The following is a 19,835-nucleotide window of genomic DNA, read 5'->3' as shown; positions in this document are numbered from 1 at the left end:
TGGCATGCGGACACACTTTTCTTTACTTAACCCCCCAGCGCACCACTAACCAAAAGCAAAAAACGCCAGCTCCAACCGGAACTGGCGTTTAGAATTGCGACCCTGACGGGACTTGAACCCGCGACCTCCGCCGTGACAGGGCGGCGCGCTAACCAACTGCGCCACAGGGCCATCATGATTTTTAGTGGTACTCCCAACGGGATTCGAACCCGTGTTGCCGCCGTGAAAGGGCGGAGTCCTAGGCCTCTAGACGATGGGAGCCCGACTTAACGCTGCAAAGAGTTGGCCACTCAATGGCATATTCCGCGTACATCTGCAGTGTATGAACATTGCAATTGCGCGCGCTCTTGGCAACGTAAAGAACTATAGAGGATAAGTACCCTTTTCCCAAAATCCACGGTTGAACTGGAGTTTCTTACTATTTCCGCGGACGCTACTAGTACTCAGATAAGCTCGCAATTATGGCAATTCCGGATTTCATTGTTCAGCTCCGCGAAAAAGTGGGCCACGCTCCGCTCTGGCTCCCCGGTGTCACGGCTATCGTCATTCGCGATGTTCCGCCGAATGCACCGATGTACGCCTTGCCCGAGGTCTTGCTGGTTCGTCGCTCCGATAATGGTGAATGGACCCCAGTCACCGGAATTATCGACCCGGACGAGCAGCCTCACGACGCCGCCGTGCGAGAGGTAAAGGAAGAAACGGGACTCGATGTCACAGTTGAGGCCCTGCTTGGAACTGGCGCCGTTGGCCCTATCGAACACCTCAACGGCGATGTTGCCTCATATCTGGATATCTCCATGCGCTGCAGTGTTGTTGGCGACGACGTCCCCTATGTCGCTGATGATGAATCCACTGATGTCGGATGGTTCCAGATCTCACAGATGCCACCGATGAAGCCACGCTTCCGCTTGATAGTCGCCGATGCAGTGGCGCAGCTCAAGCACCCGGCGGGCTTCAAGCCACGGATGGGCTACCACAAGCGGGAGAAGTAGGTGCCACAGAGGGCAAATACAGGCAAGATACGACAAAACCCCAGGCCGTTGATGACCTGGGGTTTTTCGTGCTTGTGGGCCCTGCGGGGCTCGAACCCGCGACCTGCGGATTAAAAGTCCGTAGCTCTACCAGCTGAGCTAAAGGCCCGCGCAACAAAATAGCCTAGCAATTACGCGCTTGTTTTTAATAATTGCCCTCCGCGAGTTTTGCCCTGCCCGCGTCGATAAGTTCACGCCCCGGAACTTTTTACCCCTCCTGTCCGACTGAATTAATAAGCAGGAATACTGCGGACACTTGATGCAGGCTTCGACAAATCCGTCGGAGTACACGCATCGTTTATGTCTACTTTTTCAGTCGAGGAAACATGGATGTCGTCGATATATCTCGTTGGCAATTTGGCATAACCACCGTCTACCACTTCATTTTTGTCCCGCTGACAATTGGTCTAGCTCCGCTCGTCGCGCTCATGCAGACACTGTGGGCCACGACGAAAAATGACCTCTGGTACCGAGCGACACGATTTTTCGGCACCATCTTCATTATTAACTTCGCCATGGGCGTAGCCACGGGTATCGTCCAGGAATTCCAGTTCGGTATGAACTGGTCGGAGTACTCCCGCATGATCGGTGATGTCTTCGGCGGCCCGCTGGCTCTTGAAGGACTCATCGCGTTCTTCCTGGAATCCACCTTCCTGGGCCTATGGATTTTCGGCTGGGGGCGTATCCCCACCTGGATGCACACGCTCTCGATTTGGATTGTCGCTATTGCGGTGAATATCTCGGCGTATTTCATCATCGTCGCCAATTCGTTCATGCAGCATCCTGTAGGCGCGGTCTACAACCCGGAAACCGGCCGCGCAGAGCTTACAGACTTTGGCGCACTGTTGACCAACTCCACTGCCTTGGCAGCTTTCCCGCATGCCGTGGCCAGCTCTTTCCTTACCGCCGGCACGCTCGTTGTCGGCGTCAGTGGCTGGTGGCTGGTTCAGAGCCGCCGCGGTGGCCAGAGCAATACTGTTCACGAACGGACGTTTCACAAGTCCATGAAGGTCGGGCTCTGGACAACTGTGCTCAGCTCGCTGGCGGTGTTTATCACCGGCGATATCCAGGCCAAGCTTATGTTCGAGCAGCAGCCGATGAAGATGGCATCGGCCGAGTCCCTGTGCCACACGCAGACAGATCCAATGTTCTCGATTCTGACCGTCGGTACGCACAACAATTGCGACTCGGTGCTGCATCTCATCGAGGTGCCATGGGTGCTGCCTTTCCTGGCCGAGGGCAAGTTCAGTGGCGTCACGCTCCAGGGCGTGCAGGACCTGCAAGAAAAAGCTGAGGCGGTCTTCGGCCCAGGCAATTACTCTCCGAATCTGTTCGTCACATACTGGTCTTTCCGCGCCATGATTGGGCTCATGGTCGGTTCTCTGGCTATCGCGTTTTTCGCTTGGCTATTTACTCGCAAGGGGCGCGTGCCGACGGGCAAGCGAGCCCGCATTTTCGCCGCTTGCAGTATCCTCGCGATTCCGTTCCCGTTCTTGGCCAGCAGCGCTGGCTGGATCTTTACGGAGATGGGCCGTCAGCCCTGGATTGTGCACCCGAACCCGGATCACGCGGGCGACCCGCGCACCGAGCTGATTCGCATGACCGTCGATATGGGTGTGTCCGACCACGCACCGGCCACGGTGATTATCACCCTGGTGGGCTTTACCCTGCTCTACCTGATTTTGGCAGTGGTGTGGTTCTGGTTGATTCGCCGCGCAGTTATTGCCGGACCTCCGACCGAATCCGCTGAGGCAATCAACGCCATCGGCAATGACCCCGAGCACGCTGGCCCATCGTCCCCAATCGCTACCGATCTGGGCGCGATCATCTCGTCTCCGGTTCGATTCAACAAGGTCCATGCCCAGTCCGCTGCCAGCCCCGACTCCGAAGTCTCCGCGACTGAGGACACAAAGTAGATAAGGATGTATCTCTGACATGTTCGGATTAGATCTTCCCGTTTTGTGGTTTATCCTGATCGCGTTCCTCTTCGCTGGCTACTTCCTGCTCGAGGGCTTTGACTTCGGCGTCGGAATGCTGCTGCCGTTCGTTGGCCGCGATGAACCGCGTCGTAAAGCGATGCTCGGAACTATCGGGCCGGTATGGGACGGCAACGAAGTGTGGCTAATTACCGCTGGCGGCGCGCTCTTCGCGGCATTTCCGGAATGGTATGCGTCCATGTTTTCCGGCTTCTACCTGCCGCTCTTCCTGATTCTGGTGGCGTTGATTGTCCGTATTGTCGGGCTGGAATGGCGCTTCAAAGTCAACGATGAGCGCTGGCGCGCCTGGTGCGACCGCGCAATCATCTTCGGCTCCTGGTTGCCGCCGATTCTGTGGGGCGTAGCGGTCGCGAACCTGGTGCGTGGTGTCCCGCTGAATGCCGACAAGAACTTGGACTCCGGCTTTAGTACCCTGCTCGGGTTGCTGAACCCGTACGCCCTGGTCGGCGGGATTGCGTTTGCGGCTGTGTTCGCTCTTCACGCAGTTACGTTCCTGCGGCTGAAGACCGCCGGCAAGCTACGCGACGAGGTCGGCAACGCCGCTCGAATTCCGGCACTGTCGGCGCTGATATTTGGCGGCGTGTTCCTCATCTGGACACAGCTGGGCTACGGAAAGACCTGGCTGTGGGCTGTTGTCGTCATCGCCGTCGCGGGGTTGGTCATTGCCATCTCCGCAACCGTAGGCAACCGCGATGGCATCGCTTTTTCCGCAACCGCGGTCACCGTAGTCGCCGTCACCACCGTTGTCTTCGGCGCCATGTACCCGTATCTGATGCCGACGACGCTTGCCGACGGCGTTTCCCTCGATATCTGGAATTCCGCCTCTAACCCTTACACGCTGAAAATCATGACCTGGACCGCGCTGGTGATTACCCCACTGGTGATTGCCTACCAGGCGTGGACATACTGGGTATTCCGCAAGCGGTTGATGGCTGAACGTAAGGTCTCGCAGTAGACCGTCCGTTGGAGGTTAGTTTCTAAAAAGTGGCACCTGTCGATCCGAAACTATTCAAGCTGTCGGCCCCAGCCTGGCGTTGGGTCATTTTCGCGGGCGCACTGACCGCCGCGAGCACAGGTGCCACAATCGCGTTGGGGCTGGCAATCGGCACTATTACGGCGCAGGTTCTGGGTGAGGCAACTCCTAATTGGACATTATTCGCGCTGATAGCCACGGCCGCTGTACTCGTTCGGGTGGCCTGCTCCTACGCGCTCGTGCGTTTCGGCCAATCTGCGGGTGCACGCGTGGCCACAGACCTGCGCAGCCGGGCACTGCGAGCCCTGGCTCTGCGCGATCCTCGCACTGTCGACACCGCGCACTGGCGCGCATTGCTTTCGGTCGGGCTCGATGGTGTGGCCGTCTACGTGGCGGAATTCCTCCCCGCACTGGTGGCCGCAGCGCTGGCTACCCCGATGGCACTGGTCGCAGTCGCATGGTTGGACCTCCCATCGGTTGCCATCGCGGTTGTCACGCTGCCACTCATTCCACTGTTCATGTGGCTGGTAGGTCGCCTCACTGAGGGCCGCACAGAACGCCGTCTGGCCGACATCGGCACGGTGCGTGGTCAGATTCTCGACCTGGTCATCGGCCTGCCAACGCTCAAAGCGCACAACATGGCCGACACCCCCAGCGAGGAAATCAAGCGCCTGTCGACCCGCCACCGGAAATCCACCATGGAGGTCCTGCGCATCGCTTTCCTATCCGCGTCGGTCCTGGAATTCCTCACCACCCTGTCAATCGCCCTCATCGCCGTCGGCATCGGTTTCCGACTTCTGGGAGGCCACATGACGCTGGCAACCGGCCTGGCAGTGCTCATCATCGCCCCAGAAATCTATGGCCCGGTGCGCCAGGTTGGCCAGAAATTCCACGCCGCCCAGGACGGTGTGGTCGCTGCCACCGAAGTCACGGAACTGTTAGACAAGGACGCTGGCCAGACTCCAAACTCCACAGACACCACCTCTGAAACTGTGGAAGAGGTGGCCGAAGGAACGTCGTCAAGCAGTGTCCACAGCGCCCCCACGGTCGTGTTCGAACGCCTTTCCGCGCCGGGGCGAGACGGCGTGCGGCCAAGTGAATTAAGCGCCATCGCGCAGCCAGGCACAGTGACGGTGCTGGCGGGGCCGAACGGCGTGGGCAAGACGACAGCGCTGCTTGCGGTCGCCGGCATCGTGCACGAGGGGTTGGAAGGCTCCGTAACTATTCGCGACGGCCAGCGCATTCTCCGTGACCAGGATCTGCTGCGGCGCATCGCGTGGCTGCCCCAGCGCCCAGTGTTGGACGCAGCGACGGTGGGAGACAATTCGCGGCGCTCGCTCGGGCAACGTCAGCGGGAGGCGCTTCGGCGCGAGCTTGCCGACGACACCCGCGACCTCGTCCTCCTCGATGAACCGACAGCTCACCTGGATGCCGACAGTGCGCAGTCCGTGATTAGGCTCCTGCACGCACGTGCCCGGCGCGGAGCCACAGTGATTGCCACCAGCCATGATCCGCTGTTGATTGCGGCCGCCGACGGCGTGGTGGAGGTGCAGTCGCGATGACTACTCTGCAAGCGCTTCGTCGCCTGGTGAAACCCCGCGACCTGGTGTGGCCGGTGTTGGCGGGCATCATCACGCTGCTGTCCGCGCTGAGTCTGACCGTGGTGTCGGCGTGGCTGATTACGCGTTCTTGGCAGATGCCACCGCTGATGGACATCACCTTGGCGGTGACGTCTGTGCGCGCGCTGGGTATTTCGCGAGCTGCGTTTCGATACCTCGACCGGTTGGTCTCCCACGATGTGGCGTTGCGCACCGCCGAGCGCTCGCGCGTGAAGCTATGGGAGCATTTCGTGGCCGACCGTACGCTGGCGCTGCGTGAGCGTTCCGATATTGTCACAGCGCTTGGGGCGAATATTGACGCACTTGCCGATGCCGTCGTGCGATCAATAGTGCCCGCATTGGTGGCGCTGATGACCTCTCTCATCGCCGTCATTTTTGTGGCTCTACTCTCGCCTGCCGCTGCGGTTCTCCTGGCGGTGGGACTGCTTCTGGCCGGCGGTGTTGCTCCTTACCTGACGTATCGCACCACTGCGCGCTCAAGTCAGCGTCGCGCGGCCGCGCTTCAGTCGCATGCCGCTGCCGTCGAAGCGCTGCTTTCCGACGCCGCCGGCCTGCGTATCCACGGCCAGTTGGATGAGGCAGTCTCTGCCGCGTCATCCTCCAGCAAAACGGTTGCGGCCATCGATGACGCCGCAGGTCGAGCAAATGCCCGCGCCTCCGCACTGAGCACCGCGGCTAGCGTGTTGACCGCTGTCCTGACCGTGGTCGTAGCGTCGTGGTTAGTGACGGATTCGGCCGGGGGCGCTGGCGGCGGTTTGCTGCACTCTCCCGAGTGGCTGACGGTTCTGGTTCTGGTGCCGCTGGCGGCTTTTGAGTCGGTTGGTCCGCTGCCAGCTGCTGCGCAAACACTGGCGCAATCGAGGGAAGCCTTGCTGACGCTCGCGTCAAGTGCGAGTGAATCAGGGGAAGCGGATGCCATGCGCTCAGCCCCAGTCCCCACAGCGCCAATCCACACGTCCCCGCTCGCTCAGAACCACCTGACAGTTCGGCCAACTCTGCAGGTTCAAGACTTAATCGTGGGCTACCCCGACGACAACAGTTCGAATACTGCGGAAGAGCCCGCTGCCCAGCCAGCTCAACTGCCGATGCAAAACTTCGAGGTCACCTTTGGCGACTACCGGGAGATCACGGCGCCGTCGGGAAGCGGAAAGACCACGCTGCTGAAGACAATCGCCGGACTAATCCCGCCGGTTGCGGGCACGGTGACTATCACTGACGGAGACGGACGTGAGCTGTGGCGCAGTGCGGCAAGTGCCGGAGAGCCCCACGTAAACACGGAGCAGTGCGACTTGGTGCGTTTTATCGCCGAGGATGAGCACATTTTCGCCACGACGGTGCGGGACAACATCTCTATTGGTAACCCGCAGGTCAGCGACGATGACATCTACTCCGTACTGGACGCCGTGGGCCTGCGCAATTGGGTCGATGCCGCACCCGACGGCCTGGACACGATTCTGGACAGCGGCGCGGACAGTCTCTCGGGTGGTCAGCGGCGCAGGCTCATTCTCACCCGGGCACTTGTCAGCACAGCGCCAATCCTGCTTCTCGACGAACCCACCGAACACCTCGACGAAGAGTCGAACCACATCCTGGAAATTCTTCGGAATACCACCGACCTGCCCGGTGGGAGGGGTCGCCGGACGGTGATCGTCGTCAGGCATCCGCGGACGCAGCGCTAACCGGGGCGATTCAACCGGCCGCCCAAAACAGATTCGAAAACGGCAGTTCAGCGTGACACAATACTGTACGTGTTAGATACCTCCACGAGTCCACTCAGCGCCGCCAAGCCCGCCGATGCCACGTCCGCGCACATGCACATCGGCCCCTTTGAGCTCGCTTCCCCCGTGGTACTCGCTCCGATGGCCGGTGTCACCAACGTGGCATTCCGAACGCTGTGCCGCGAGCAGGAGCTGCAGCGTACAGGCACGGTCTCGGGCCTCTATGTCTGCGAGATGGTCACCGCGCGAGCACTGGTCGAGCACAACGAGAAGACCATGCACATGACCACCTTCGCGCCTGACGAAAACCCGCGCAGCCTGCAGCTCTACACCACTGACCCGAAGTGGACCTACGAGGCCGCAAAGATGATTGTCGACGAAAACCTCGCCGACCACATCGATATGAACTTCGGCTGCCCGGTACCGAAGGTCACTCGCAAGGGCGGCGGCTCGGCACTGCCGTATAAGCGCCGTCTCTTCGGCAACATCGTCGCCGCAGCGGTAAAAGCCACTGAGGGCACGGACATCCCGGTGACCGTGAAATTCCGCGTCGGTATCGACGACGAGCACCACACGCATCTCGATGCCGGCCGCATCGCCGCTGAGATGGGCGCCCAGGCTGTGGCTCTGCATGCCCGCACCGCAGCGCAGCGCTACTCCGGCCACGCTGACTGGTCGCAGATCGCGCGGCTGAAGGAGCACATGGTCGACTCCGGCTACAGCGATATCCCGGTGCTTGGCAACGGCGACATCTTTGCCTCCACCGATGCCCGCAAAATGCTCGACGAGACCGGCTGCGACGGTGTCGTCGTCGGTCGCGGCTGCCTTGGCCGCCCGTGGCTGTTCGCGCAGTTGTCCGCCGAGCTGCGTGGCGAAGAAGTGCCGCCGGCACCAACATTTGGTGAGGTCGCGGGGATTATCCGTCGTCACGCGGAACTGCTCGTGGAGCACGAGGGCGAACGTAAGGGCTGCCGCGACCTGCGCAAGCACATCGCCTGGTACCTGCGCGGTTACCCTGCCGGCAGTGAGGTGCGGAAGTCTCTTGCGCGCGTCGATTCGCTGGCAACGCTCGACGAGATTCTCGCACCGCTTTACGACGGCCCCAGCGCCCACGCCCGCCCGGAGGACGCCGACGGCGCCCGCGGCCGACAGGGGTCCCCTGCAAAGGTGGTCTTGCCGGAGGGCTGGCTGGACGACCCGGAGGACGACACCGTGCCCGAGGGCGCGGAGATTATGCACTCCGGTGGCTAAGCTTCGGTTCTGAGCGAGTGTTTACATAACTTTACGAGGGGTAATTGGGGGCTCCCCACTAACGCGCGACGTTGTTGAGGATTGCCTACTATGGAACGCATGCGCACTGTCTACCGAGAACAAATGGACAACTTGGCCCACAGCCTGATTGTGATGTGTGACCGAGTTGGCTCCATGCACAAGCTTGCGAACAAGGCCCTCTTCGAGGCTGATTTGGTCTCGGCTGAAACAGTTCTTTCCCAGATTGATTCTCTTGAGGACCTACGCCAGGATGCGGAGCAGCGAGCCTTCGAGCTGTTGGCCCGCGAAGCTCCTGTGGCTGGTGATCTCCGACAGATTGTCAGTGGCCTCTACATTGTCGAGGACATCTCCCGCATGGGCGCGTTGAGTGTGCATATTGCCAACGTTGCCCGGCGTCGCCACCCGAACAAGGCACTGCCGGAGCCCGTGGAGGGGTTCTTCCGCGAGATGGCCTCCGTATCTGAGCAGATGACGCACGAAACCCGTCAGGTGCTCATCGACTACGACGTTGACCAGGCATTGGCCTTGGATAAGACCGATGACAGCATCGATGACATTCACCAGCACCTGTTTACGCTGACCAACGACGATAATTGGCCGCACTCCCCTGCGCAGACAGTGGATGTCACTCTGCTGAGCCGCTTCTACGAGCGTTACGCGGATCACGCTGTCGAGGTTGCCGCCCGGATTATTTACCTGGCCACCGGTTACAAGCGCGATGTCTACCTGGACAAGCTTGAGGACGAACGCGACCAGCGCAGCTTTAACCAACGCCTGCAGGCCTTGGAGCGTCACCTGCGGATGTAGGTCCGTGAAGTTGCAGGCTGTTGGGGGTTGGGCTGTAGGGCTGCTGGGCGGGGCTGGGTGTTGGGCTGAGCTGTAGGGATGTTGGGGGTGGCTGCTGGCCTGGGGCGCGGGTTTTTAGGCCGGAGTGGAGCCGTTTTTAAGCCACACCAGGCTAAACACCTCCCCAGCCACAACACCGCCTCAAACCGAGAAACTGACTAGGTTTATGACACTTTACTGTGAGTAAACGCTATTCATCTGACATAAACCTAGTCAGTAACTGCTTGATCCCGCCACAAAAACTGTTTTCCCCGGCACAAATCACCTCCGCGGTTAGACAATCAGGTGGCAAAACATGTGCGCGACATAGCAATCTCATAAACTGCAACAACAATAAGAGCCCCGTACCTCGCGTGAACACGCGTGAGGTACGGGGCTCTTTCTTTTGCTTATTACGGCATACGCCAAGCGTTTAACCGAAGCGACCGGAGATGTAGTCCTCGGTTTCCTTCTTGTCTGGATTCTCGAAGATCTTCTTGGTCGGGCCAACCTCAACCAGGCGACCCGGCTTACCGGTTGCCTCGAGGGAGAAGAATGCGGTCTGATCGGACACACGAGCTGCCTGCTGCATGTTGTGGGTCACGATGACGATGGTGAATTCTTCCTTCAGCTCATGAATCAGGTCCTCGATTGCCAGAGTGGAAATCGGGTCCAGTGCGGAACACGGCTCGTCCATCAGCAGAACTTCCGGCTCAACTGCAATTGCGCGTGCGATACACAGACGCTGCTGCTGACCACCAGAGAGGCCGCCACCCGGCTTGTCCAGGCGGTCCTTGACCTCATCCCAGAGGTTGGCGCCGCGCAGGGACTTCTCGGCAACCTCCTGGAGATGAGCCTTGTTCTTAACACCGGCCAACTTCAGGCCAGCCACGACGTTGTCCTCGATGGACATGGTCGGGAACGGGTTCGGACGCTGGAACACCATACCGATGGTGTTACGAACAGAGACCGGATCGATCTTCGGGCCATAGATGTTTTCGCCGTCGAGAAGCACCTCGCCAGTGACGTAGGCACCCGGGATGACCTCGTGCATACGGTTCAGCGAACGGAGCACGGTGGACTTACCACAGCCGGACGGGCCAATGAATGCGGTAACGGAACGCGGCGGGACGTGCAGGTCGACGTTCTGCACAGCGTGGAAATCGCCGTAGTAGATGTTGACATCGTTAAGGTCTAGGCGCTTAGCCATGGTCTTTCAAAAACCTTCCTTGAAATAGCGGACGTTAGGCGCCCAGCATTAACTGCTCTTGACGGAGAACTTGGCGGATATGACGCGCGCCAGGATATTGATGAGGGCAATGATGAGAACCAGCGTGAGCGCTGCGCCCCACATCTTGTCGAATGCCGCACCGGTATTACCGGCCTTGTACATGTCCAGCATGAACAGCGGCAGCGAGGACTGCGACTGGCCGAACGGGTTATAGGTGATGATTCGTGAGGTTGCAACCAGGATCAGCATCGGTGCGGACTCACCCATGACGCGGGCGACGGCCAGCATGATGCCGGTGACGATGCCCGACAGTGCGGTCGGGAGCACGATCTTCAAAATGGTCTTCCACTTCGGAACACCCAGAGCGTAAGAGGCTTCACGCAACTCGTGCGGAACGATGCGCAGCATTTCCTCGGTGTTGCGGACAACGATTGGCAGCATCAGCAGAACCAGCGCCAGCGAGACGGCGAAGCCGGAGCGACTCATGCCGAACATGACCACCCACATCGAGTAGATGAACAGCGACGCGACAATCGACGGCACACCGGAGAGAATGTCGACCATGAAGGTGGTGACCTTGCCCAGGCGGGAGTTACCTGCGTACTCGACCAAGTAGATGGCGACGAAGATACCGAACGGCACGGTCATGAGAGTAGTAACCAGAGCCTGAACCAAGGTACCGACGATTGCATGCGCAACACCGCCGGCAGACGCACCAACGGTGACACCGCGCTGGGATGCAGTCCACCACTCACCACTCAGCAGTGACGGGGTACCTCGGACGACAAGCTCGAAGAGAACCCACACCAGCGGGACCAGAGCAAGAGCCATGCAGAAGTAAATCAGGACCGTGGAGACGCTGTCCGCCACCTTGCGGGAACCCTTAATCTGGGTGAATGCCGACTCGGTGGTGGGGACCATGTCTGCAGGGCCGTGAGGCGAAGAATCAGTAGTTGAACTAGTCATTGTTACTTCTCGTTTCTTTTCCTACGACCTTGCTACTTCTTCGCAATCATTCGGGCTGCGGAGTTGACCACGAAGGTCAGCAAGAACAGCACCAAACCTGCGGACATGTAAGCGCCGGCCTTGAGGTTGTCATTGAACTCCGGTGCCGCATTAGCAATTGCGGTTGCGAAGGTGGTACCACCGTCGAAAAGCGAGCCACGGAATGCCGAGGACGGGGAGATTACGAGGTACAGAGCCATCGTCTCACCGAGGGCACGTCCCAGACCCAGCATCGAGCCGGAGATAAAGCCAGAACGACCGAATGGCAGAATAGCCAGCTTGACCATCTCCCAACGGGTCGCACCGAGAGCCAGCGATGCCTCAATGTGACCACGCGGGGTCTGAACAAAGACCTCACGGGTGGTAGCCGCAATAACCGGCAGAATCATAATTGCCAGCACAATGCCACCGGTGAAGAGGTTTCGACCGGTCTCGAATGCCGGCGAGTTTGGGTACAGGGCAAACATCGGGATAAAGCCCAGCGTCTTAGCCAACCACCCGTACAGACCAGCCAATGCCGGACCGAGAGCCATAAAGCCCCACAGACCGTAAACAATCGACGGCACTGCGGCCAGCAAATCCACGAGGTAACCCAGCGGCTTGACCATCTTCTTTGGAGCATAGGCAGTCAGGAAGATGGCAATACCCAGCGCAACCGGCATAGCCAGAATCAGCGCCAGGATGGAAACCGCGACGGTCACCAGAAACATGTTCGGAATACCGAAGTACATGGCGGAGGTATCCGCCAGGTTCCATCGTTCGGTGTAGGTGAAGAAGTTCGCTTCGTTACGGGACATTGCCGGAACTGCGCGCAGGAGCAGGAACACTGCAATTGCGATGATGGCAGCAGTCACCAATGCGGAAGATCCTACCGCCAGAATCTTGAAGATTCGGTCACCAGGACGAACAACGCCGGTCTGAATGGCTTGCTCTTCCGAGCTCTCGTCGCCGGAGGAATCCACCTGCGGTGCTGAGGACTGCAACAGACTGCTGTCTACAGCCTCCTGCTTCCCTTCAATGGGAGTCGAGGAACTCATGATCTCATTTCCTAAGTAGAAGTGATTTGTGCTTCAACGCACATGAAGACCGATTGGCCTCAGTACCCCTCTACGAGCGGTACCCAATCAACTGAGGTGTCGATATATAAAGCCAACCGGTCTACGTCAGGTTTTCGGCCTACAGCTCAAATCTGCGTGGCCGGCTGAAGTGACCCTCGCGCCAACTGGGGTAACGACAGAGCTCACTCTGCTTTCACCCGCGTTGCACGCAAAGAATTACTTGATAGCGTCAACCGCTGCGGACAGCTTGTCCTTGAACTCACCTTGAACCGGGATGTAACCCAGCTCTTCGAGCTCTGGGCCCTGGCCCTCTTCCAGAACAACCTTCAGGAAGTTCTTAACCAGGTCACGAGTCTGCTCGTCGTAACCAGCGGAGCAGACGATTTCGTAAGTGGTCAGAACCAGCGGGTAAGCGCCTTCCTCATCCATTGCGAACAGAGCGTCGGTGTCAACAACCATGTTGTGACCCTCAGTCTTGAACGTGACGGAATCCAGAGCCTTACCGACGGTGTCGTTGTTCAGCTCAACCGGACCATGACCGAAGTCCATCTTGGCGATGCCCAGGTCCTTGTCCTCAGCGAAGCCAGCCTCGACGTAGGTGATAGCACCGTCGATGTTGGCGACCTCGTTGACAACACCAGCCGAGCCGTTAGCACCCTGGCCAGTAGCAGTCGGGAAGGACTTGGAAGCCTCGTGCTGCCACTGCTCCGGAGCAGCTGCGCTCAGGAACTTCATGAAGTTATCAGTAGTACCGGACTCCTCAGAGCGGTAGACAACCTTGATGTCCTTCTCCGGAAGATCGACACCCTCGTTGACCTCAGCGATCTTCGGGTCGTTCCACTTGGTGATCTTGCCGTCGAAGATTTCAGCAACCAGAGCCGGGGTCAGAGCGACGTCAACACCCTCGAGGTTGTAGGCAACGGCAACCGGACCGATAACCATCGGCAGGTGCCATGCTTCATTGCCGTCGCAGCGCTTCTTAGCCTCTGCGACCTGGTCCTTGCCGTCCTTCTCCTTCAGCGGGGAGTCAGAGCCAGCGAAAGCAACGGTGCCGGCAATGAACTGAGTCTGACCGGAACCAGAGCCAGATGCGTTGTACGACAGGGTCGAGCCGGTCTCTTCAAACTTGGTGGCAAACAAATCCATGGCGCGCTGCTGCGAGGTAGCGCCCTCGCCCTGCAGCTCACCGGTGACGTCAGCCAGACCCTCAACGTTAGAAGCGCCTTCGCCGCCCTCTTCAGAGCAAGCAGCCAGGGTAAGGCTTGCAACAGCGGCCAAACCAATGACAGATGCCGCACGGTTCTTCTTCAGCACAGTAAATCCTCCGGGGTTTTACACAATGAGTGAAACAGTTCACGTGGAACCGCCACACTCCGGTCCACTGCGCTGAACCTATCTACCGATAGTAACCGGAACCTGTTCAGAACATTAACAATTGGTGAACGGCGCAAGTAATCCTTTATTTATCCTCATTTTCCCTGTAAGAGGCCCTAAAATGCGCCCCTGAAACACTGAGGATTGGACAGCATCTCCTCAAAAACACAAGAATCATTGCCCCCGCGCCAGAGGAAAACCACCTAAAACTGAGATAAAGCTAAGCTCCCCCTTCAACAACTCGCCTTCAATAACTCCCCCAATAAACCGAACCGTCGCATCTACGCGCCGTACATCACATCACGGCGGGCCACCTCGAAACCGACCGCACGGTACGTGCGCACTGCCGGCGCATTGTCGCCTTCCACATAGAGAATTACCTTTTCCGCTCCCCGGTTCCGGAGATAGGAAAGCCCAACATTGGTCAGCCATCGCCCCAGGCCACGTCCGCGTGCCTTCGAGCTCAGCCCGATCACATACACCTCACCAGTTGGCACAGACTCCTCGGCGTGCCACTTCGTCCAGTGGAAACCGCAAATCTCCTCCGCACTGTCGCGCGCCCCGGCCACATCCGCAGCAAAGAAAACGCCCTCCGGGTCGAACCACTGCACGTTTCGAGCTCGATCGAGTTGTGGCTGCGACCAACCACCCTGCTCCGGATGCCAGTCAAACGCCTCGTTATTCACAGCCAACCACGCCCGATCCACGGCCGCCTCACCCCACTTCGCACGTGCCGCAGTCAGGGTTAGCGCTTCAACATCATCACGCTTATCGACGTCCCCCGCCGCCTTCTCCAACGCTGAGCTCGAAATGGACATCTGCAACAGCTCGCGGATGACCTTGCGTCCCGTCAACTCTGCCAAACGACTGGCACCGGCAACATCTCCGTGAGCCCAGATAGGCAGGCGCTCGCCGACCTCAGCATCGATGTGCGCTAGCAGCTTCGCCCCCACTCCTTGCTTACGAAACTCCGGGTCAACAGCCATTTCCACAGCATCTGGCGCAACGGCTGCCAGGCCCAAGTAACGGTCGTTCTCAATAATCGCAAAGTGTCGATGCCCGAAAGATTCGTCGTCAAGCCCTCGGACGAAAGCCTCGCCGAACGCCTCCACGCCGTCGGCGGAGTGGGCGTGCTGCAGTAGCGTATCGGCGGCGGTGGTGTCTACGTCAAGCAGTTCGGTTACGTTCATACGCCCCACCCTATACACAGCAGCGAATTCAACACTTCCCCGATGTCGTCTGAGCCAAAAGCGATGGGGTACTAATAGAGTGTGTCCATTTCCCGACGACAGAAGAAGATCGGTGGCTCTATCCTCGCCGTTGCCGCGCTGGTGATTGCCACCGACATGGGCTTCGCCAGCCATGCGGAGTACAAGCTCTCCGAGCATATTCAGGAGACTGCTCAGCTGGAGATGACCCCATACGTCGCCATTGGTGGCAAGGCCTACTTGTCCTCTTTTGTTACGGGAAAATGGAGCTCCGTAACCTCGCGCATCCGCGATGTCGAGGTGCCCGACTTCGGCTTGGTATCTCTGGAGTACGGAGCCTCCAACGTTAAGGTCCCGGCATCGGCGGTGCTCAGCGGTAATTTCCCAGAATCGCCGACGAAGCAGTACTTCACTAAGCTCTCGCTCGACGGTGTCTCTCTGGGAAACAAGCTGGGACTGACAGACTTGAGTATCCAGAGCCTGAAGGACTCCTCCCCCACCGGCGGCTGGGAGACCGAGGCTATCTTCGAGGCCACGCCAGCCGGATGGCAGGGAAAAACCCAGGTTACGGCGAAGTTGCGCATTGTCAGCCGCGACGTGGTCATTACGCCGATGGAGATTATTTCTGCGCCCTCGTCCCCAACGGATTCTAAAAGCCACATCAAACCTGAGCTGTCTGAGGCTGATACGCAGCACATCATGGACACCTTCGCTCTGACGCTGCGGGATTCAGAGATACCGATGGGCATGCCGGCGACTCGCGTGTACGTGTCGGGCGGTTCTATCACCATCGAAGGCGAACAGATTCTGTGCACCGTGTCGCCAACAAACTTCATGCCGCCGACATCCCAGCAGGATGCCGAGGCGTCAGCTCAATCCACGGAGAAGCTGCCGGAGAAGAACTGTCGGGTGCGTCGCTAAGGCCGTCGTCAAGCATCGCCGTTAAGCGTCGGTGCAGCGTTAGCACCATGCGACAACAGCCCATACATGGCCACAAGAGCTTCAGCGGTAGAGTGTGAAGCATGACCGAGAAGAATGGCAGCAACCAGACAGACGCCGCTGCACAGGAGCCTGCAGCTGCGGAAGCCCCTCGCCTCGACGGCAACGAGGCCATCAACCGCGCGGCCGAACAGGCCAAGAGCACCGCTACGCGCAACATCACTGAGCTTGAGGGGCTCCCGATCCCCGACGAGACCGCTAACCTGCGCTTCGGCCCGAATATTCACAACGGCCTGCTGGCACTACTGCCGCTGGTCGGCGTGTGGCGCGGTGAGGGGCAGGCGAACACTGTCGTCGACGGCGAGTACAACTTCGGCCAGCAGCTCATTTTCAGCCACGATGGCGAGAACTACCTGAAGTATGAGTCGCGCATCTGGAAGCTGGACGAAGAAGGCAAGCCGACCGGCCCTGACCAGCGCGAAACAGGATTTTGGCGCATTAACAACGAGGACGAGATTGAGTTCATCTGCGTCCACTCCACCGGCGTCACTGAGATCTACTACGGCAAGCCGGTTTCCGAGCGTGCATGGGAACTGCAGGCAGCCTCCACAATGGTCACTGCTACCGGTCCTGCATCCCTTGGCCCGGGCAAGCGCCTCTACGGTCTGATGCCGAACAACGATCTCGGGTGGGTGGACGAGCGCCTGCGGGATGAGGAATTCGCTCCCCGCATGTCCGCGCAGCTCAAGCGCTACGCGGGCTAGGTTCTCCCCGCTTTACGACGGGCGTTGTGTGGCCTTACTGCGTCGCCCAACTGCATCAAGCCCTACTATTTGGGGCCCTACTGCGTCGCCAGCGCCTTGTCACACAGGTCGCGGAATTCCTTTTCCGCGATTGCATCCGGCTGCCGGATGGGCTCACCATCGATGGACTTAACCACGACCGCGATACGCACCGAAGACACCAGCCATACCGCATCGGCGGTGAATAGGTCCCCGGGCACCAGGACCGTCGGGGTGACTTTCCAGCCGCAGTTGGCGGCTGTTTCAAACAGCGCTGCCTGAGTTGTGCCCGGCAGCACTCCTTCACCGGGGTTGGGAGTCAGCAGTTCATTGCCGCGCTGAACGATGATGGTCGATGTTGGGCCTTCCAAGAGCTTGCCCTCTGCGGACGTGAAGATGACATCGTCAAAACCCTTGGACTTGGCATAGCGCAAAGCGGCCATATTAGCTGCGTATGACAACGTTTTCGCGCCGATGAGCGCCCACGGTGCACGGGAGCCAAGGTCGAGCGAGAAACCGCGCTCTGCAAGCATGACCGATACCGGCTTCAGACGGTTTTCCGCCACCTTTTCCGCGGAGCTAGCCAAAACGTAGCCAGTCGGCTCTCCGGTGGACTCACGACCACGCGAGTACACCCACCGCAACGTCGCATCCCCCTCAATTGACCTATCGCGCAACTCCTGTAGTGCGACCTCGGTAGCCGCCCGCCACTGCTGCAGATCTGGGGTTGGCAAATCCAGCATTAGCGCTGACGATGCGAATCGCTTCTCGTGCCGGTCAGTATTACAGGTATGACCACCCCTGACCAGGAGTGTTTCAAAAACTCCGTCGCCGCGAATAGCTCCGAGATCATCCGCGTAGAGGAACGGCTGTCCTGCCTCGACAGCAATCGGGCCGCCGTCTGCGAAGACGTCGATAAGCACTAGAGAAGAAAGCGAATCCGTCATACACACAAGCTTAATCCATGCTTAATTTGAGGATTTCTGGTTAACATGAGGGAGTGAGTGTTGAGTATGTAAGTCCTTTGATGTCTCACGTGGCTGGCGCCGCTGCCCTCGAACTGGGCGGACAGATGGAAGGTTTGGAGAAGGCCTCAGAGAACGCCCCAGACGGAAACTCAGCGAAAAACGTTGAGCAAACCACAGGGCAAGCTAGCGTGGCATGGCACTACGGCCGTCCGCTGGTAGAGCAACGTCACCTGCAGGAGGACTGCGGCGTAGTAGATCGCTCGTACTACCGCGTTATTGAGGTCACTGGCGAGGATCGCCTGACCTACCTCAACACACTTTTTTCGCAGAAGGTCGACGAAGCCGCTCCCGGCACTGTCACTGAAGCACTGAACCTGGATGCAAACGGTCACGTTCTCCATCACATGACGTTGACTGTTTTGGACGATTCCGTGCTTATCGACGTGCCCCCTGCCGGCTTCGACTCCCTGTTGAAGTACCTGAACATGATGGTGTTCTGGTCCAAGGTGGAAATTGCTGAGGTAGAAAGGGCGATTATTTCCGTCATGGGGCCGAATGCCCCTGAGGTCCTGGTAGCCGCTGGTCTCGCATTCCCGCAGGTGGGTAAAGCTACGACTGTGGGACATTCCTACGTCCGGCACCTGCCGTGGCCACGCGGCGGGCGTGTGGATGTGCTCGTACGCCGACAGGATTTAGTCGGTGCTTGGGACGCGCTGGTGGCCGCTGGCGCCTCCCCAGTCGGCCTGATGGGCTGGGAGGCCGAACGCGTAGTCTCCTTGCGGCCCGAGCTGGGAATCGACGTAGACGAGAAGATGATTCCGCATGAGGCTCCCCGCTGGATTGCTTCTGAATTCGACACGGCTGCCGTGCACTTGGACAAGGGCTGCTATCGCGGCCAAGAGACGGTATCACGTGTCCACAATGTTGGTCGCTCCCCACGAGTTTTGGTGATGCTGCAGCTCGACGGCTCGGCCACCCTGCCGGAAACCGGCAATCCAGTGATGATGGGCAAGCGCGCCGTGGGCCGCGTGGGCACCGTCGTGCAACATGCCGATTACGGCCCGATTGCTTTGGCTCTGCTTAAACGCTCAGCTCAGGAGCGCGAGGGCCTTGTGGTGGGTGACTGCGCCGTGGCCGTCGACCCTTCCTCCATCGACCGCGTTGAGCAGCTGCCGCCGGGCCGTGTGGCCATCAACCGCCTGCGTGGGAAATAGGTAACAGGAAATAGGTAAAGCCACCAGACAGAGTGGTGAAAAAATAACTTTTTCCATTCTTTTTCAGAAAGGACATTTCCCCAGGCCACAGCACATATTGAGTTGTCTGAGCGCGAGGACACGACCCACTATGGGCCTCCCCGCGTAACCCCTTCGTCTAAAAATCGGCTATGGTGTCTTACAGGAATTAACGCAATAAGACATAAGTGGGTCGGCCGTATCCCCGTGCCGCCCCACGGATTACACAAGGGGGTCAGGCCATGGGTCGCGGCCGTGCGAAAGCAAAGCAGGCGAAGGTTGCCCGTCAGCTCAAGTACGATTCACCAGAAATGGATTTGGAACGTCTGCAGCGGGAACTCGTCGGCAAGTCGAACGAGTCCGATCGAGACGACTATTACTCTGACTGGGAGGAATGGGCCTCAGGCGCTGGTCGCGACAGCTAGCGCAAGCTAACCGCTGTCGTATTTTCCGCAAAGCGTTTCTATTTCAATAAAGCAAGCACCCACCAACGATTCCGTTGGTGGGTGCTTGCTTTTGCTTAGTCGACTGCGTTTATGTTCCGCCGATTATGTTCGGCGGTGGCGGATCAATCCGAGTTACTGACTGCGTTTATGACAAAAA

17 protein-coding genes and 3 tRNA genes are annotated in these 19,835 nt (G+C 59.0%); 11 read left to right on the top strand and 9 right to left on the bottom strand.

The window, feature by feature from the left end:
* Positions 1 to 97: 97 nt before the first annotated feature.
* Positions 98 to 171, bottom strand: a tRNA-Asp gene (locus HMPREF2751_RS01405).
* Positions 172 to 185: 14 nt separating this feature from the next.
* Positions 186 to 261: transfer RNA gene (locus tag HMPREF2751_RS01400), tRNA-Glu, on the bottom strand.
* Positions 262 to 461: 200 nt separating this feature from the next.
* On the opposite strand from HMPREF2751_RS01400, the gene HMPREF2751_RS01395 reads away from it, so the two are divergent.
* Entirely contained in the window at positions 462 to 992 is a 531-nt protein-coding gene (locus tag HMPREF2751_RS01395) for an NUDIX hydrolase (protein ID WP_016421372.1), read from the top strand.
* A 75-nt stretch (positions 993 to 1,067) separates the two neighbouring features.
* Here the strand turns inward: HMPREF2751_RS01395 and HMPREF2751_RS01390 are convergent.
* A tRNA-Lys gene (locus HMPREF2751_RS01390) sits at positions 1,068 to 1,140 on the bottom strand.
* Between the two features lie 217 nt (positions 1,141 to 1,357).
* On the opposite strand from HMPREF2751_RS01390, the gene HMPREF2751_RS01385 reads away from it, so the two are divergent.
* The 6 genes from HMPREF2751_RS01385 (at position 1,358) to phoU (ending at position 9,417) form a co-directional block, all read left to right on the top strand.
* Positions 1,358 to 2,947: a cytochrome ubiquinol oxidase subunit I gene (locus HMPREF2751_RS01385; protein WP_049190245.1), complete on the top strand. Its 1,590-nt coding sequence runs from the start codon at positions 1,358 to 1,360 to the stop codon at positions 2,945 to 2,947.
* A gap of 19 nt (positions 2,948 to 2,966) precedes the next feature.
* A complete protein-coding gene (gene cydB, locus HMPREF2751_RS01380) occupies positions 2,967 to 3,983 on the top strand; it encodes a cytochrome d ubiquinol oxidase subunit II (protein WP_049190244.1) in 1,017 nt (338 codons plus the stop codon).
* Positions 3,984 to 4,012: 29 nt separating this feature from the next.
* Positions 4,013 to 5,563: an ABC transporter ATP-binding protein/permease gene (locus tag HMPREF2751_RS01375; protein WP_083280629.1), complete on the top strand. Its 1,551-nt coding sequence runs from the start codon at positions 4,013 to 4,015 to the stop codon at positions 5,561 to 5,563.
* Positions 5,560 to 7,299 (top strand): thiol reductant ABC exporter subunit CydC, encoded by a 1,740-nt coding sequence (gene cydC / locus HMPREF2751_RS01370; protein ID WP_016421376.1) that lies wholly within the window; start codon positions 5,560 to 5,562, stop codon positions 7,297 to 7,299. The genes HMPREF2751_RS01375 and cydC overlap by 4 nt, the downstream gene beginning before the upstream one ends.
* 132 nt (positions 7,300 to 7,431) lie before the next feature.
* Entirely contained in the window at positions 7,432 to 8,589 is a 1,158-nt protein-coding gene (gene dusB, locus HMPREF2751_RS01365; RefSeq protein ID WP_042388893.1) for a tRNA dihydrouridine synthase DusB, read from the top strand.
* A 90-nt stretch (positions 8,590 to 8,679) separates the two neighbouring features.
* Positions 8,680 to 9,417 carry a phosphate signaling complex protein PhoU gene (phoU, locus tag HMPREF2751_RS01360; RefSeq protein ID WP_080969597.1) on the top strand — a complete coding sequence of 246 codons (738 nt, stop codon included), beginning with the start codon at positions 8,680 to 8,682 and terminating at the stop codon, positions 9,415 to 9,417.
* Between the two features lie 451 nt (positions 9,418 to 9,868).
* Here the strand turns inward: phoU and pstB are convergent, their stop codons facing one another.
* The 5 genes from pstB to mshD form a co-directional block, all read right to left on the bottom strand.
* Complete coding sequence (pstB, locus tag HMPREF2751_RS01355) at positions 9,869 to 10,645, bottom strand: phosphate ABC transporter ATP-binding protein PstB (RefSeq protein WP_016421380.1); 777 nt, start codon at positions 10,643 to 10,645, stop codon at positions 9,869 to 9,871.
* Positions 10,646 to 10,693: 48 nt separating this feature from the next.
* Complete coding sequence (gene pstA / locus HMPREF2751_RS01350) at positions 10,694 to 11,587, bottom strand: phosphate ABC transporter permease PstA (RefSeq protein WP_042388200.1); 894 nt, start codon at positions 11,585 to 11,587, stop codon at positions 10,694 to 10,696.
* A gap of 77 nt (positions 11,588 to 11,664) precedes the next feature.
* A complete protein-coding gene (gene pstC, locus HMPREF2751_RS01345; protein WP_049173061.1) occupies positions 11,665 to 12,708 on the bottom strand; it encodes a phosphate ABC transporter permease subunit PstC in 1,044 nt (347 codons plus the stop codon).
* Between the two features lie 237 nt (positions 12,709 to 12,945).
* The gene (gene pstS / locus HMPREF2751_RS01340; RefSeq protein ID WP_016421383.1) at positions 12,946 to 14,043 is read right to left on the bottom strand and encodes a phosphate ABC transporter substrate-binding protein PstS; all 1,098 of its coding nucleotides are present in this window, start codon (positions 14,041 to 14,043) and stop codon (positions 12,946 to 12,948) included.
* Between the two features lie 341 nt (positions 14,044 to 14,384).
* The gene (gene mshD, locus HMPREF2751_RS01335) at positions 14,385 to 15,293 is read right to left on the bottom strand and encodes a mycothiol synthase (protein ID WP_070549874.1); all 909 of its coding nucleotides are present in this window, start codon (positions 15,291 to 15,293) and stop codon (positions 14,385 to 14,387) included.
* Positions 15,294 to 15,374: 81 nt separating this feature from the next.
* Here mshD and HMPREF2751_RS01330 point away from each other — a divergent pair, with 81 nt between their 5' ends.
* Together HMPREF2751_RS01330 and HMPREF2751_RS01325 are read left to right on the top strand one after the other, a co-directional pair.
* The gene (locus HMPREF2751_RS01330; RefSeq protein WP_016421385.1) at positions 15,375 to 16,232 is read left to right on the top strand and encodes an LmeA family phospholipid-binding protein; all 858 of its coding nucleotides are present in this window, start codon (positions 15,375 to 15,377) and stop codon (positions 16,230 to 16,232) included.
* A 101-nt stretch (positions 16,233 to 16,333) separates the two neighbouring features.
* Positions 16,334 to 17,014, top strand: coding sequence for a heme-binding beta-barrel domain-containing protein (locus HMPREF2751_RS01325; RefSeq protein ID WP_070595200.1), 681 nt, complete (start codon positions 16,334 to 16,336; stop codon positions 17,012 to 17,014).
* Between the two features lie 77 nt (positions 17,015 to 17,091).
* On the opposite strand, the gene HMPREF2751_RS01320 is transcribed toward HMPREF2751_RS01325, so the two are convergent.
* Entirely contained in the window at positions 17,092 to 17,979 is an 888-nt protein-coding gene (locus tag HMPREF2751_RS01320) for an aminodeoxychorismate lyase (RefSeq protein WP_049190238.1), read from the bottom strand.
* Between the two features lie 80 nt (positions 17,980 to 18,059).
* On the opposite strand from HMPREF2751_RS01320, the gene HMPREF2751_RS01315 reads away from it, so the two are divergent.
* Together HMPREF2751_RS01315 and HMPREF2751_RS01310 are read left to right on the top strand one after the other, a co-directional pair.
* Positions 18,060 to 19,214, top strand: coding sequence for a CAF17-like 4Fe-4S cluster assembly/insertion protein YgfZ (locus HMPREF2751_RS01315; protein ID WP_049190237.1), 1,155 nt, complete (start codon positions 18,060 to 18,062; stop codon positions 19,212 to 19,214).
* A gap of 260 nt (positions 19,215 to 19,474) precedes the next feature.
* Positions 19,475 to 19,657 (top strand): DUF3073 domain-containing protein, encoded by a 183-nt coding sequence (locus tag HMPREF2751_RS01310; protein ID WP_005511943.1) that lies wholly within the window; start codon positions 19,475 to 19,477, stop codon positions 19,655 to 19,657.
* Positions 19,658 to 19,835 lie beyond the last annotated feature (178 nt).

The organism is Corynebacterium sp. HMSC063G05 (genome assembly GCF_001810555.1).
Lineage (GTDB): Bacteria > Actinomycetota > Actinomycetes > Mycobacteriales > Mycobacteriaceae > Corynebacterium > Corynebacterium jeikeium_D.
This window is presented reverse-complemented; position numbering and strand designations above follow the sequence as displayed.

Excerpts from the sequence above, each read along its gene's own strand:
- HMPREF2751_RS01385 (WP_049190245.1), top strand. The coding sequence starts at position 1,358 with ATGGATGTCGTCGATATATCTCGTTGGCAATTTGGCATAACCACCGTC.
- HMPREF2751_RS01395 (WP_016421372.1), top strand. The coding sequence starts at position 462 with ATGGCAATTCCGGATTTCATTGTTCAGCTCCGCGAAAAAGTGGGCCAC.
- phoU (WP_080969597.1), top strand. The coding sequence starts at position 8,680 with ATGGAACGCATGCGCACTGTCTACCGAGAACAAATGGACAACTTGGCC.
- HMPREF2751_RS01320 (WP_049190238.1), bottom strand. The coding sequence starts at position 17,979 with ATGACGGATTCGCTTTCTTCTCTAGTGCTTATCGACGTCTTCGCAGAC.
- dusB (WP_042388893.1), top strand. The coding sequence starts at position 7,432 with ATGCACATCGGCCCCTTTGAGCTCGCTTCCCCCGTGGTACTCGCTCCG.
- cydB (WP_049190244.1), top strand. The coding sequence starts at position 2,967 with ATGTTCGGATTAGATCTTCCCGTTTTGTGGTTTATCCTGATCGCGTTC.
- cydC (WP_016421376.1), top strand. The coding sequence starts at position 5,560 with ATGACTACTCTGCAAGCGCTTCGTCGCCTGGTGAAACCCCGCGACCTG.
- pstA (WP_042388200.1), bottom strand. The coding sequence starts at position 11,587 with ATGGTCCCCACCACCGAGTCGGCATTCACCCAGATTAAGGGTTCCCGC.
- pstB (WP_016421380.1), bottom strand. The coding sequence starts at position 10,645 with ATGGCTAAGCGCCTAGACCTTAACGATGTCAACATCTACTACGGCGAT.
- HMPREF2751_RS01325 (WP_070595200.1), top strand. The coding sequence starts at position 16,334 with ATGACCGAGAAGAATGGCAGCAACCAGACAGACGCCGCTGCACAGGAG.
- pstC (WP_049173061.1), bottom strand. The coding sequence starts at position 12,708 with ATGAGTTCCTCGACTCCCATTGAAGGGAAGCAGGAGGCTGTAGACAGC.
- HMPREF2751_RS01310 (WP_005511943.1), top strand. The coding sequence starts at position 19,475 with ATGGGTCGCGGCCGTGCGAAAGCAAAGCAGGCGAAGGTTGCCCGTCAG.
- HMPREF2751_RS01315 (WP_049190237.1), top strand. The coding sequence starts at position 18,060 with ATGTCTCACGTGGCTGGCGCCGCTGCCCTCGAACTGGGCGGACAGATG.
- mshD (WP_070549874.1), bottom strand. The coding sequence starts at position 15,293 with ATGAACGTAACCGAACTGCTTGACGTAGACACCACCGCCGCCGATACG.